General features: G+C 44.2%; 13 protein-coding genes. 1 reads left to right on the top strand and 12 read right to left on the bottom strand.

Annotated features, from left to right (window positions below; translation table 11 throughout):
- Positions 1–27 precede the first annotated feature (27 nt).
- Positions 28–1,134 carry a 23S rRNA pseudouridine(1911/1915/1917) synthase RluD gene (gene rluD / locus K370_RS00675; RefSeq protein ID WP_047536944.1) on the bottom strand — a complete coding sequence of 369 codons (1,107 nt, stop codon included), beginning with the start codon at positions 1,132–1,134 and terminating at the stop codon, positions 28–30.
- 57 nt (positions 1,135–1,191) lie between these two features.
- Between rluD and K370_RS00670 the strand changes: the two genes are divergently transcribed.
- Positions 1,192–2,019 (top strand): outer membrane protein assembly factor BamD, encoded by an 828-nt coding sequence (locus K370_RS00670; RefSeq protein ID WP_047536936.1) that lies wholly within the window; start codon positions 1,192–1,194, stop codon positions 2,017–2,019.
- Positions 2,020–2,127: 108 nt separating this feature from the next.
- Here K370_RS00670 and der read toward each other — a convergent pair whose 3' ends face one another.
- From der to rlmN, 11 genes are read right to left on the bottom strand one after another with little or no spacing between them, the layout of a single operon-like run.
- On the bottom strand, positions 2,128–3,558 hold the full coding sequence (gene der, locus K370_RS00665) for a ribosome biogenesis GTPase Der (protein ID WP_047536933.1): 1,431 nt from the start codon (positions 3,556–3,558) through the stop codon (positions 2,128–2,130).
- A gap of 13 nt (positions 3,559–3,571) precedes the next feature.
- Entirely contained in the window at positions 3,572–4,747 is a 1,176-nt protein-coding gene (gene bamB / locus K370_RS00660) for an outer membrane protein assembly factor BamB (protein ID WP_047536930.1), read from the bottom strand.
- A 15-nt stretch (positions 4,748–4,762) separates the two neighbouring features.
- Positions 4,763–5,389, bottom strand: a complete 627-nt coding sequence (locus K370_RS00655; protein WP_047536926.1) for a YfgM family protein — start codon at positions 5,387–5,389, stop codon at positions 4,763–4,765.
- Between the two features lie 51 nt (positions 5,390–5,440).
- Positions 5,441–6,253: an ABC transporter ATP-binding protein gene (locus K370_RS11950; protein WP_047538664.1), complete on the bottom strand. Its 813-nt coding sequence runs from the start codon at positions 6,251–6,253 to the stop codon at positions 5,441–5,443.
- The gene (locus K370_RS11945; RefSeq protein ID WP_081977127.1) at positions 6,250–7,086 is read right to left on the bottom strand and encodes an ATP-binding cassette domain-containing protein; all 837 of its coding nucleotides are present in this window, start codon (positions 7,084–7,086) and stop codon (positions 6,250–6,252) included. The genes K370_RS11950 and K370_RS11945 overlap by 4 nt, the downstream gene beginning before the upstream one ends.
- 3 nt (positions 7,087–7,089) lie before the next feature.
- On the bottom strand, positions 7,090–7,857 hold the full coding sequence (locus K370_RS00640) for an SIMPL domain-containing protein (protein WP_047536923.1): 768 nt from the start codon (positions 7,855–7,857) through the stop codon (positions 7,090–7,092).
- Between the two features lie 30 nt (positions 7,858–7,887).
- Positions 7,888–9,162 (bottom strand): histidine--tRNA ligase, encoded by a 1,275-nt coding sequence (gene hisS / locus K370_RS00635; protein WP_047536920.1) that lies wholly within the window; start codon positions 9,160–9,162, stop codon positions 7,888–7,890.
- Positions 9,163–9,207: 45 nt separating this feature from the next.
- Positions 9,208–10,488 (bottom strand): flavodoxin-dependent (E)-4-hydroxy-3-methylbut-2-enyl-diphosphate synthase, encoded by a 1,281-nt coding sequence (ispG, locus tag K370_RS00630; protein WP_047536917.1) that lies wholly within the window; start codon positions 10,486–10,488, stop codon positions 9,208–9,210.
- Between the two features lie 36 nt (positions 10,489–10,524).
- Positions 10,525–11,538 (bottom strand): helix-turn-helix domain-containing protein, encoded by a 1,014-nt coding sequence (locus tag K370_RS00625; protein ID WP_047536915.1) that lies wholly within the window; start codon positions 11,536–11,538, stop codon positions 10,525–10,527.
- 40 nt (positions 11,539–11,578) lie between these two features.
- Entirely contained in the window at positions 11,579–12,370 is a 792-nt protein-coding gene (gene pilW, locus K370_RS00620; protein ID WP_047536908.1) for a type IV pilus biogenesis/stability protein PilW, read from the bottom strand.
- Positions 12,367–13,485: a 23S rRNA (adenine(2503)-C(2))-methyltransferase RlmN gene (gene rlmN / locus K370_RS00615; RefSeq protein WP_047536905.1), complete on the bottom strand. Its 1,119-nt coding sequence runs from the start codon at positions 13,483–13,485 to the stop codon at positions 12,367–12,369. Before rlmN ends, pilW begins: the two co-directional genes overlap by 4 nt.
- Between the last annotated feature and the right edge of the window lie 12 nt (positions 13,486–13,497).

Below are 13,497 nucleotides of genomic sequence, written 5' to 3'. Positions count from 1 at the left end.
TTAAATTCTAAGTACTGCCTAGATTACTTACTCATCTTCCAACTCGTCGTCATCCAAGTCCTCAAAATCATCATCGGCTTCACCTTCATAATAATCCCCGTCTTGATAACTAAAATCAAATGATTCTTCATCATCAAGTGGCGCATCTTCATGACGCATCGCTTCCAGCAAAACCTTCATATCGTCCGCCAACTCAATCTGCCATTCCATAAAGGTGTCTGTTTTAGGATGAATTAGACCAAGTTTTACCGCGTGTAGTGCCTGACGATTAAAACCGCTCACCGCATCGCGTAATGTTTGTGTCATGAATTTGTGCGGAATAATATTACCGATTCCGTAAACAGGGTCACCCAACATAGGCGCTTTTAAAAACTGCATATGCACACGAATTTGATGCGTGCGGCCGGTTTCAAGCTGGCAGCGCAAATAAGTATGCACGCCAAAACGCTCTAGCACTTCGTAATGTGTAACAGCGGGCTTGCCTGTACGCGAAATCGCCATTTTTGTTCGCGCATGCGAATGGCGACCAATCGGCTGATTGATAGTGCCATTGCGCCACAGTTGCCCCCAAACGATTGCACGATACTCTCGCTTAACCGTACGTGCCTGCAACTGGCGTACCAAGCTAGTCTGTGCCTCTAGTGTTTTAGCAACAACCAGCAAGCCGCTGGTATCTTTATCTAATCGATGTACGATGCCTGCGCGTGGCACATCTTTCAATTGCGGCAAATGGTATAACAGCGCATTTAAAAGTGTTCCACTCCAGTTACCCGCAGCTGGGTGTACGACCAAACCAGCAGGTTTGTTAATCACTAAAATCGTGTCATCTTCATACACAATATTCAGCGGAATGTTTTCTGGCAAAAAGGCCTGCTCTTGCACATTGGCTTGTATTACAACGCACACTTGTTCGCCGCCCCACACTTTGGTTTTAGGTGTAGCCGCTTCACCGTTTAATGTGACCAAACCTGCTTTAATCCAGGTTTGTAGGCGCGAGCGTGAATGTGCGGGCAGCATTTGTTGCAAAGCAATATCCAGTCGTTCGCCGCCTAAACTCATCGGAACATTCAGCATTTCCACAGGGGTATCTAAACGATTATCAGGTATGTTGTGTTGTAACTCTTTTTTTGGCATCAGTTTCTTAACAGCTTAAGTTATAATAAAACTTAAATTGATTGTAGGTTTTAAATTGTGAAACGTATTTTACCGCTTTTATTCAAATCCATTGCGGCTTTATTGCTGCCTTTAGTATTAACCAGCTGCGCCATTTTTGGTGACCCTACCGAATTAGATGATACAAAAGGCTGGCAAGCTGACCGCATCTATGCAGAAGGCGAGCAGAAAATGCTCGATAAAGATTATGATCAGGCCTTACGCTATTTTCAAATTCTAGAATCTCGCTTTCCACATGGAAAGTACGCGACACAAGCACAATTAGAAATTGCTTATGCGTATTATAAAAAGCAAGATCCAGTTTCTACTGTCGCAGCAGCTGATCGTTTTATTAAATTACATCCGAATCATCCTAATGTAGATTATGCTTATTACATAAAAGGTCTGGCCAGCTTTAATGAGCGTGGCGTGATTGAAAAATATACCGCTCAGGAAATCAGCGACCGCGACCCTAAAACGCTCAAAGTATCTTTTGCTGCATTAAAAGAATTAGTTGAACGCTTCCCCAAAAGCCGTTATTACAAAGATGCAACGCAGCGCATGGTTTATTTGGTCAACACGCTTGCCCAGCATGAGTTGCATGTTGCGCGTTATTACATGAACCGCACAGCCTATTTAGCGGCATTAAATCGTGCCAAATATGTGCTGGAATATTACCCAAACTCAACTTCAGTTGAAGAAGCGCTGGTTATCAGCATTAGTGCCTACGACTACATGGATTTAACGGACTTGAAAGAAGATACGCTACGTATACTGAAAACCAACTATCCAGAAAATCCGATGATATTAGGTAAAGTAACTAATGACGAGCGCGTTTGGTGGAAGTTTTGGGAAAGCATGTATTAAAACGGCTAGTATTTATGCTTAATTTAAGAGCAAACCTTAATTAATTTAACTGGCTTTACACTAATTTGGTAAGCGTAAGGATTACCAGATTAGCATGGCCAAAATAAATTAACGCTTCTTATCTTCAATATCCTTCTTAGCTTTAAGCTCTGCACGTTGCGCAGTTTTGCGGCGACGCATACTCACAATACCTTCACCTGCTTTACGCTTTTCTGGCTCTGCAAATGGGTTGTCGCCCTGCTTAAACTGTACGCGCAATGGCGTACCAGTAAGCTGAAAAGTCTTGCGATAAACGCCTTCTAAATAGCGTTTATAGCTGTCTTTAATATCATCTACATGGGTGCCATGCACCACCACAATCGGCGGGTTCATGCCGCCCTGATGCGCATATTTCAATTTAGGCCTTGTACCACGACTAACCGGTGGCTGATGTTGCGCGATGGCATCAATTAAAACGCGGGTAAGTTGCGGCGTAGCTAGCTTGACCATTGCCGCTTTAAACGCACCATCCACTGATGTGAATAATTCAGGTAAGCCTTTTTTTCTTAACGCTGAAATATAGTGAAATTTGGCAAAATCTAAAAACACTAATTTACGGTCAATCTCTTTTTTGATGAATTCACGCTCGTCTTCCGGCAAGCCATCCCACTTATTCACCGCAACGACCAGTGCACGACCAGCATCTAATATGTATGCTGCTACGTGTGCATCTTGCTCGGTGATGCCTTCTTGCGCATCCACCACCAGAATCGCTACATTGGCGTCTTCAATCGCCTGCATGGTTTTAACAACCGAGAACTTCTCAATGGCTTCAAATACGCGGCCACGCTTACGAACGCCTGCAGTATCAATAATGGTATAAGTTTTACCATTTTTTTCTAAATCAATTTCAATTGAATCACGCGTCGTACCAGGTTCATCAAACGCAATTACGCGCTCCTCGCCTAACAAAGCATTAACCAGTGTTGATTTACCTACGTTTGGGCGACCGACAATGGCGATTTTAGGTTTGTTAAGATTGGTTCTAGCTTCTTCAAAATCGTGCTCTGGAAAACTCTCTAACGCTAACTCCACCAAATCTTTCACGCCTTCGCCATGCGCAGAGGATATTGACAGTGGATCGCCCAAACCTAGCTCATGAAAGTCAGCCGAAACCACTGCTTTATTCATGCCTTCAGTTTTATTCACGGCCAACAATACAGGGCGTTGAGATTTACGTAATTTATCAGCAATAATAAACTCTTGTGGCGTCATACCCGCGCGACCATCCACCAGAAAAATGACGATATCCGCTTCATCTATCGCCAACAATGTCTGGCGCGCCATTTCTTTTAAAATACCGCTTTCGGCTGTGGGTTCAAAACCACCAGTATCGATCACCAAATAAGGCTTACTTGCACCAATGCCGCGACCGTAGTGTCTATCACGTGTCAGGCCGGGCAAATCAGCCACCAAAGCATCACGACTTTTAGTCATGCGATTAAAAAGGGTAGATTTGCCAACGTTAGGTCGACCGACTAATACAATGGTAGGTAACATATTTTTGAGGCGACTATTTTACACTGATGGCGTAAACGCCACCGCCGCGTGTTTCTGCAATTAATTGCGAAGTATTGGAACCAGGAATAAGAGACATGACAGGGTTGCTATCAACTTTAATTCGGGCAGAAAAATTACCATCATCTCGACTTAAAAAATGGATATAGCCTTCCAAATCGCCAACGGCAATTAAACTGCCCATTGGCAATGGTGCTGTCAGGCGGCGATTAGACAAGGCACCTTGCCGCCAAAAGGTTTTACCACTGGTGTAATCCAGTGAGTAAACAGAACCTAATGTATGCGAAACAAATATTTTTGCATCTTCGGCACTTAAGCCTGAGTAGCTAGAAATATCGCGATTCCAGAGCACTTTGCCAGTTGCGCGATCCACTGCCGCTATCTTTCCTTGATATGCAACCGCATAAATCACGCTGCCATCAATAAAAGGCAAGCTGGTTATATCAGCAATTCGCTCAATTTCTGTCACGCCTTTAGGCTGTGCGATGGTCGCTTCCCATAAAATCTTACCAGTATCTGCGCGTATGGCAACTAATTTCCCACCGGCAAAACCAGCATAAACTGCGCCCGCATCTACGACAAAACCAACGCTACTGCGTAATGATAATGCCGGCGTAATGCGTTCATAAACCCATTTACGGCTGCCATCTGTGGCATCCAATCCATAGATACGGTTGTCACCAGATCGCGCAATCACCATGCCATCGAAATAACGCGGCACACTTAATATTTCGCTGGAAACTTTGGCTTTCCATAAAAACTTGCCTGCCGTATCTACCGCATGCACATAGCCTTTATTGCTGCCCACCATCACAACTCCACCACCTACACCAACACCACCACTAATAGGCTCACCAATACTCATACGCCATAATTCACGGCCGCTGGCTGCATCAAACTTAGCAATCTCGCCTTTGGTATTAGCGACATAAACGGCATCGGAATCCCTGGCTGGCGTGTAGTCATACTTGTCCGTAACGCCAGCTTTGGCGGACCAATCAATTTTAGCCACATAAGTCGCTTTAAAATCTTCCAGTTCAGCTGGTGGATTGGCCGGCTCACGACCGAATACCTTATCAGCAAGGTCGGAACGGAACTCTGTCAACACACTACAAGCGCTTAAGAATGCCAAACTAAGAATTAAACTGTATTTAAAAATGGATTTACGCATTGTGTAGGCCAGCAATTAAACGCCAAGTGATTCAAGTTTTTGACGCGTATATTGCGACAATCTACCTTGAGAATCTAGCTCAATTAAAGCTGTTTCATAAGCTTTTTTAGCCTCTGTTTTTTTACCTTGGGCCATGTAAATATCACCCTTTAAATCTTCCTTTAGCCCTACAAAGCCTTTGTCGCTGTCACTTGACAACAATTTCAGCGCAGCATCATAGCTTTTCTCTTCAAACAAAATACCAGCCAACTGCAAACTGGCTATTGCTTTGGTTGTACTTTCTTTGGCATTTTTAGCCGCCCACTCAAGCTGAGTTTTAGCATTTTTGTGATCGTTTGCGGCAATATTCACTTTTGCCGCATAAATTGCTGCTCGTCCAGCATAGGGCGTACCAGCATAATCTGCCGTTAATTTTGTCGCTTGCGCTTGAATATCGGCTAATTTGCTTGTATCTGTGGTAACCAGGGTTTGATATAAAGTAGATGCTTCAACCGATTTTTTAGCTTGAAAATAATGATAACCTTGCCATCCAGCATAGGCCAGCAATACTACCAGTATTAAATTAGAGATTAATTTCCCACTCTTTTTCCACCAAGCTTTAAATTCATCTAACTGTTCTTGCTCTTCTAAATCGTATGCCATTACTCTTTCTCTCTTAATAACTAATTTGCTTCCAAATACCTTTTAACTAAACTAGGCCGCTTTTCGGCCTGGAATCGCACTTAATAACTGCTGTGTATAAGGCTGCTGCGGTGAGTTGTAAATTTCCACTACATTGCCCTGCTCTACAATTTTACCTTTATGCATCACGACCATTTCATCAGCAATGTGACGCACTACTCTTAAATCGTGACTGATAAACAAATAACTCAAGTTCATCTCAACTTGCAATTCTTTTAATAACAACAAAATTTGCGCTTGCACCGACACATCTAATGCAGATACTGGCTCATCACACACAACTATTTTTGGCTCTAGCACTAATGCGCGCGCGATACCAATACGCTGTCGTTGTCCACCAGAAAACTGATGGGGGTATTTCAGTGCATCATTTGCCTTTAAGCCAACACGCTCCAGCATTTGATACACTTTATTTTTTTGCTCGGCCACACTACCCAAACCATGAATCAGCAAACCCTCACCGACAATTTCACCAACGTGCATGCGGGGATTAAGCGAGGCAAAAGGATCTTGAAACACCATTTGTAAATTCTTACGAACGGCTCTAAGTGATTGCGCATCTAATTTGGCTAAATTTTGCCCTTGAAACAGCACTTCACCGCTGTCCACAGGTTGCAATTGTAACAGACAACGCGCCAAGGTGGATTTACCAGAACCAGATTCACCTACTATCGCAAGTGTAGAACCTTCTTTAAGCGCAATACTGACATCATCCAGCGCCCTAACTTGTGCTTTTCCAAAGCCAAAACGCCCGCTGCTTTGTATGTAAGTTTTCACCAAATGATTGGCTTGCAAGATAATGTTGCCGGCATCCGTATTACTCATGCAGCAACCTTGCTATCTTTTAACCAAGCGTAATCAATGGGTTTAAGTTGTTTCCTGCCTTCGTAATCAGGCACGCAGGCCAGCAAAGCTTTGGTATATGGATGTTGCGGCTTTTCTAAAATTTGTTTTTTTGTGCCGGTTTCAACAATCTCGCCTCTAAACATCACAATCACATCGTCGGCAATATCCGCCACCACGCCAAAATCGTGTGTGATAAACAACATCGCCATATTCATGCGTGTTTTGAGCTCATCTAATAAATGCAAAATTTGCGCTTGCACCGTCATATCCAGCGCAGTTGTAGGCTCATCTGCAATTAACAATGCTGGCTCGCAGGCAATGCTCGTCGCAATCATCACGCGTTGACGCTGCCCGCCTGACAATTCATCAGGGTAGCTATTGGCACGCTCCATTGGGATACCGACTTGCTGCAATAAACTTTCAACGCGCAATTTTAAGCCAGAGCCTTTAAGGCCTAAATGTGCCGTGAGTGATTCGCCAATTTGATAACCGACCGTCAAAACAGGGTTAAGTGAAGTCATCGGCTCTTGAAAAATCATGCCGATTTTAGCGCCGCGGACTTTTTGCAAGGCTTTATTATCCAGCGTTGCAATATCTTGACCTTTAAATATAACACTACCCGTTGACTGCAGTTGTTTAGAAAGCAAACCCATAATACTCAAGGCCGTTAAGCTTTTGCCACTGCCAGACTCACCCACGATACAGGTAGTTTTACCAGCCAATAAGCTCAAACTTGCATCTTTAACCAAAAACCGATTAGGCTCATTTTTTGGCGTGATAGTTAAATTGCTGATATTTAGAATTTCGGCCATGGTTTATTCAATGTTGTAAACAATCGTCACCACAACGCGCGCAATTTTGTCGATTGTTGATTTGTCGTAAACTCCGCCATAGCTATCATCGCCTGCATCACCGCCTACAGGCAGTATGTAAAACGCGCCCTGGCTAGCTGATTTCATTACACCTACTTTTACGCCATCTTGTTTAACAAACTCTGTGGCACGGCTGCGCGCATTTTTAGTGGCATCTGCAATCAATGACATTTTAATGGCTTCTAAATTACCAACTAAATAATTCGGTGATTGGGCTGTAACAGGATGATTTTCTGCACGCAATTGCAGAAACGCCTTATTTGCAGCGGCAATCTTAGTTAAATCCTGGCTAGTGACACGAATGTTCTGATAAGCATCAAAACCATTCTGCACTTGGCGCGGGATGTCTTTTACAAAGACTTCCTCATAATGCGGGCCGATTGTCTCAACATCTGCCGACCAAGTTTCGCTAGCGAAACCTTGTTTGACTAAAAACGCTTCGACCACTTTGCGTTCTGTCGCCAGACTTTCTAACGCTGCTGCTTGGGTAGGCTGCGTCACGCCAACAGTGATTGTCCATTCTGCGCTATCAGCCTTGATTGGCTTTTCTGCTAAACCTTTTACTGTAATGGACTGTTGACCTGAAACCGCACGTTTGGCTTGTACACCCAATATGAATGCAGCACTTGCCATGCCAATCGCCAACAACAAACCCAGCACAATAATAGCAGTTGAAAACTGTTTATTTTCTTTTAGCTTGCTATCGGTCATATTAGTCCTCTCATTAGCGGCTAGTTTTGTCTAGCTCCGCAGAAAATTAACCACTTCGCTTAGTTTACAACGTTTTTGTTCACCCGCTTGTAATAAGGGCTTTAATGATATTTCATTTGCTGCAGCTTCATCATCACCGATAATTGCCGCAAAGTGCGCGCCGCTTCTATCGGCTTTTTTCATTTGTGATTTAAAACTGCCGCCACCCGCATGTAATACTACGCTCAGACCAAAGCTGCGTAAGGCTTCAGCCGTCATAAATGCCTGTTTTTCAGCTAAGTCGCCCACGTTAACCAAATAAATATCTGGTGAATTCGTGGCGGTCACACCATATTCCTGCATCAACAAAAACACGCGCTCTAAACCGATACCGAAACCGCATGCAGGTGTTGGATTACCGCCTAAACGCTCGACTAAAGCGTCATAACGTCCACCACCAGCAATCGTTCCTTGTGCACCCAACTTAGTGGTCACCCATTCAAATACTGTACGATTGTAATAATCCAAGCCTCTTACCAAGCGATGATTAATGATAAAAACAATACCTGCATCGTTTAGTAAATGACACAATCTTTCAAAATGGGTTCGACTTGCTTCACCTAAACAATCCATGAGTTTAGGTGCCGCTTCGCACATCGCCTGCATGCGCGGATTTTTTGTATCTAAAATGCGCATTGGATTCGTGTGTAAACGGCGTTTTGCATCTTCATCAAGCACATCCAAATGTTGCTCAAAATAGGCAATTAAAGTTTGGCGATATTCGGCGCGCTCTGCCGCATCGCCAATACTATTGATCTGCAACTCAACATCAGCAATGCCTAACTCGCGCCACAATCTTGCCAGCAAAACGATCTGTTCAGCATCCACATCCGGGCCATCAAAGCCAAAAGCTTCTACGCCAATTTGGTGAAACTGGCGTTGACGGCCTTTTTGCACATTCTCATGCCTGAACATAGGGCCTGAATACCACAAACGTTGTGGGCCGTTATATGTCAAATTATGTTCAACAACCGCACGCACGCAGCCTGCAGTCCCCTCTGGACGCAACGTCAGCTTGTCACCATTCAGTTTATCTTCCCACGCGTACATCTCTTTTTCAACAATATCGGTATGCTCACCGACTGAACGCACAAATAAATCGGTTGGTTCGACCAAGGGCATGCGAATATTATTATAGCCATATTGACTTAATATATGCCTTGCGGTGTCCTCCAGCTTAAACCACAGCGGTGTCGCCTCAGGCAGAATATCGTAGAAGCCTTTGACGCTTTGAAATTTGGTATTGGTAGATTTGGTATTAGACACGATTATATTAGAACAGGATTTATATTAGAAAGGTACAGCCGTTACTTAGCTGATGGATTGAATAGGAATGGTTTTTTGGATAACTGCGACGCGTAGTTTTCCGCCTTCAGCATAGTTTTTCTGTACATAATCTTCTACAATCGCCTGAAACTCTTCGGCAATATGATCACCTTTCAAAGTGACTGTTTTTTCACCATCTACGAATACCGGTGCGACTGGTGTTTCGCCAGTACCTGGCAAGCTAATGCCTATATTAGCCAGTTTGGATTCACCTGGCCCATTCACCACACAACCCATCACAGCAACGCTCATATCTTCCACGCCTGGATATGCGCTGCGCCAAACAGGCATTTGCACACGCAAATAGCTCTGAATTTGCATGGCTAACTCCTGGAAATAGGTTGAAGTGGTACGGCCACAACCTGGACAAGCCGTGACTAAAGGCGTGAATGAGCGGATGCCCATGGTTTGTAGAATCTCTTGTGCAACAACGACTTCTTTTGTTCGGGATTCGTTTGGTTCTGGTGTCAAACTGACGCGAATCGTATCGCCAATGCCTTGTTGCAACAATAATGCCAATGCCGCTGTAGAAGCGACAATGCCTTTGGAACCCATGCCAGCTTCGGTTAAACCCAGATGCAAAGGATAATCACAGCGAGTTGCTAAATCGGCATACACCTTAACCAAATCCTGTACATTGCTGACTTTACAGGAAATGATTATCTGATTAGGGTCTAAACCAATATCAACCGCCTGTTGCGCACTTTCTAAAGCAGATTGTATCAATGCCTCACGCATTAAGGCGTCTGAAGATAATGGCTCCGCAAGCTTGGCGTTATCATCCATCATCTGCGCCATTTTTGCTTGATCTAGGCTGCCCCAGTTAACACCAATTCGCACCGATTTTTTGTAATGAATAGCGGCTTCAATCATGGCAGCGAATTGCTCGTCACGCTTACTGCCTTTACCTACATTACCTGGATTAATACGATATTTAGCTAAACTTTTTGCACAATCAGGATAAGCGGCTAGTAATTTGTGACCGTTATAATGAAAGTCACCGACCAAAGGCACATTGCAACCGAGTGCATCCAAACCGGCGCGAATATTGCCGACTTGTGCTGCAGCTTCGGGCGAGTTAACCGTAATGCGTACGACCTCACTACCCGCTTGCCACAACTCAAACACCTGCTGGATAGTGGCTTGTGCATCGGCAGTATCAGTGTTGGTCATGCTTTGCACGACAACCGGAGAAGCAATTGTGCCATACAAGCCACCGCCTACTGGCACATCGCCTACCATGACTTGACGGGTGTTTCTACGCATGAATAACGACTCTACAATTCCAATAATTCTAAAAAGTTATTCTAATTTAAGCCGCGCTACATTTACACGCGTATGCGGAGCCAGATCAACAGACTTTCCGTTCACCATCAAAGTAGTGCCAATCGCGTTGCCAATCACCAATTCTAAAGGAGTTTTAGCCTCGACCGTTTCGCGTCCACCGGCAAAAATGATTTTGCTATACACCTGTTTGCCTTTGGCATCCACAACACTCACCCAGGTTTCCTGACTAGCTGCAAGCTCCAAGCGAGTCCCCCTTTGGTCAACGACTGGCGTACTGGCTGATGCCGCGTTAGGATTTAGCATTAACTGTGCATTAGCTGTAGCAGAAGAGTTCGGTGTTAATGCCGCTTGAGGCGCATTTAAAGAGTCGGGCGAATTCGTAGACTGTGGCGCATTCAGAGAATCAACAGTCGCTGGTGGCAATGCAATCTCAGTGGATTGCTCCATTCGCTCCACCGCTGGTAAGGCTTGTTCCGGCAAAGGTTCTAATTTTTCTGTGCCGGCTATAGGTGCAGTTGGGCTAGGTTTTTCAATGTAATGCTGATAAAAAAGCCATGTTGCCAATGCTAATGCCAGCAACACACTGAATACAATATAACGTCCTGTTTTAGGTTTTTTATATCCACCCACTTTCATGGTGGAACTAGGTTTAATCGTAAAAGCCAATGGTTCTTTACTTGGCACCAATACGTTATAAGCATCCAATAGAGGTCCGGCATCCAGCTTAAGCAATTTGGCATAATTGCGAATAAATCCCTTCACAATCGTTGATTCAGGCAAAGCCGTAAAATTATCCGCCTCAATCGCTTCAATCTGTTTATTGCTGATCTTAAGCCGGCTCGTTACATCATTTAATGACAAGCCTTGCTTTTCACGCGCGATTCGTAACGCGCCACCGCAACGCGAACGTGAATAAGCCAAGTATTCCGCCTGATTAGCGTCAGCAGTAGATGATGCTAAGTTTTCGCTTACGTTAGCCTGTTCAGGTGCTTGCTTCACATCTACATTATCGGTATTTTTACGTGCCATATTATCGCCCTATATTTATCGCTCTGAGTTTAGCAAATGATTATTGACCGCTTAATAATAAGCTAGTTTGTTCAGAGTTTGGGTACTGTTGGCGCAACTGCAATGCATAACTGGCCTCATTATCTCGCCCACCTAAAACACGCTCAATTTTAATGCCCAACCATAATGATTCAGGGCTTGGTGCAGCTACCAGAACATTTTGTAAGGTAGATTTTGCTGTAACTACATCTCCGCGTTTAAATTGGATATCTGCCAACTGATAAGCAGCAGAATAAGTTAATGGTTGTATCTGCAAGGCCTTGTTCAAATAAAGCTCAGCATTTTTAATATCGTTTTTACGCGCGGAACAAATACCAGCATTGGCATACGCCAGATTCGGCGTTGTATAAAGCGGGTTTTTTACTGCTTCCAGAAAATGAATGATCGATTCATCATAACGCTTTCTGGCACATAAAAAACTACCATAATTGTTATGTGATTCTGAACTGTTAGGCTTAAGCTGGATCGCTTTTTTGAAGTTAGCATCGGCTTTAGCATCTTCACCCAAAGCCGATTGCACTAAAGCCAGTCCATTATAGGCTGGTGAATAAGCAGGGTCGATTTGCGTGGCGATTGTAAATTCATTCAGTGCGATTTCATATTTATTCTGCTGCAAATAGGCGGCAGCTAAATCACTGTGCGCGCGCGCGCGTTCAGTAATGGCAGTTTCGCTATAAATACCTTGATTACTGGTTTGTGGGTTTGTGACACAAGCAGCAAGCGGCAAGATCATTAGCAATCCAAGCACAAACATTTTCATCGAACTTCTAATCTTGATTAAATTCACCATCATGCAACCACCTCTATTGGAATATTTTTAAGTGACCGCTTCGTTTTATCTAACACCTTGCCCGCCAACTGCCCGCAAGCCGCGTCAATATCATCGCCGCGCGTTTTGCGCACGGTTACGATATAACCCGCCTGCATTAAAATATCACGAAACACGCGAATATGACTAGGCTTTGAGGTTTCGTATCCACTATTTGGAAACGGATTAAACGGAATCAAATTCAGCTTGCACGGCACAGTTTTAATCACATCCAGCAATTGATGCGCATGCTCGACCGTATCATTCACACCGTCCAGCATCACATATTCAAATGTTACAAAATCACGCGGCGCTTTTTCTAAATAGCGATTACAAGCTGCCATCAGTTCTTTAATCGGGTATTTTTTATTGATTGGCACAATCACATCACGCAAGGCATCATTAGGCGCATGTAATGAAACGGCCAATGCCACAGGACAATCTTCTTTTAACCTATCCATTGCAGGCACAATGCCAGATGTGGAAAGCGTGACGCGACGGCGACTTAAACCATAGGCACTGTCATCCAGCATGATCTGCATGGCGGTGACAACATTATCGTAGTTCGTCAGCGGCTCGCCCATGCCCATCATCACCACATTTGAAATGATGCGGTCATTAGCAGAAAGCAAATCGTATCCAGATTCACTGCGTAGTGACTTATTGGCAATCGCCAACTGGCCGATAATTTCCGACACACTTAAATTGCGGTTAAAACCCTGCGCGCCTGTACTGCAAAACGTACAAGCCAGCGCACAACCCACCTGGCTGGAGATGCACAAAGTACCACGGTCATCTTCAGGAATAAATACCGTTTCAACACTGCTGGCCGCACCGGTTTTAAGGTCATCCGTACCGATTAACCACTTGCGTGTGCCGTCGTTGGATACCTGTTCCAACTGCACATTCGGCAAAACAATTTCAGAATTAACGGCTAACTTCTCACGCAAACTTTTGGCAATATCCGTCATCTGCGCAAAATCGTGCACACCAAAATGATGCATCCAGCGCATCAACTGCTTGGCGCGAAAAGGTTTCTCACCGATACTTGCAAAGTAATCGGCGAGTTGCGGTTGATTAAAATTCAATAAATTAATCAATTAGTTAAACCT

It is taken from the genome of Methylotenera versatilis 7 (assembly GCF_000799165.1).
Taxonomy (GTDB): domain Bacteria; phylum Pseudomonadota; class Gammaproteobacteria; order Burkholderiales; family Methylophilaceae; genus Methylotenera_A; species Methylotenera_A versatilis_A.
The sequence above is the reverse complement of the archived record's forward strand: the minus strand, read 5'-3'. Positions and strand labels throughout refer to the sequence as shown.

Excerpts from the sequence above, each read along its gene's own strand:
- ispG (WP_047536917.1), bottom strand. The coding sequence starts at position 10,488 with ATGCGTAGAAACACCCGTCAAGTCATGGTAGGCGATGTGCCAGTAGGC.
- K370_RS00655 (WP_047536926.1), bottom strand. The coding sequence starts at position 5,389 with ATGGCATACGATTTAGAAGAGCAAGAACAGTTAGATGAATTTAAAGCT.
- bamB (WP_047536930.1), bottom strand. The coding sequence starts at position 4,747 with ATGCGTAAATCCATTTTTAAATACAGTTTAATTCTTAGTTTGGCATTC.
- K370_RS00625 (WP_047536915.1), bottom strand. The coding sequence starts at position 11,538 with ATGGCACGTAAAAATACCGATAATGTAGATGTGAAGCAAGCACCTGAA.
- pilW (WP_047536908.1), bottom strand. The coding sequence starts at position 12,370 with ATGATGGTGAATTTAATCAAGATTAGAAGTTCGATGAAAATGTTTGTG.
- K370_RS11945 (WP_081977127.1), bottom strand. The coding sequence starts at position 7,086 with ATGGCCGAAATTCTAAATATCAGCAATTTAACTATCACGCCAAAAAAT.
- rluD (WP_047536944.1), bottom strand. The coding sequence starts at position 1,134 with ATGCCAAAAAAAGAGTTACAACACAACATACCTGATAATCGTTTAGAT.
- der (WP_047536933.1), bottom strand. The coding sequence starts at position 3,558 with ATGTTACCTACCATTGTATTAGTCGGTCGACCTAACGTTGGCAAATCT.
- K370_RS11950 (WP_047538664.1), bottom strand. The coding sequence starts at position 6,253 with ATGAGTAATACGGATGCCGGCAACATTATCTTGCAAGCCAATCATTTG.
- K370_RS00640 (WP_047536923.1), bottom strand. The coding sequence starts at position 7,857 with ATGACCGATAGCAAGCTAAAAGAAAATAAACAGTTTTCAACTGCTATT.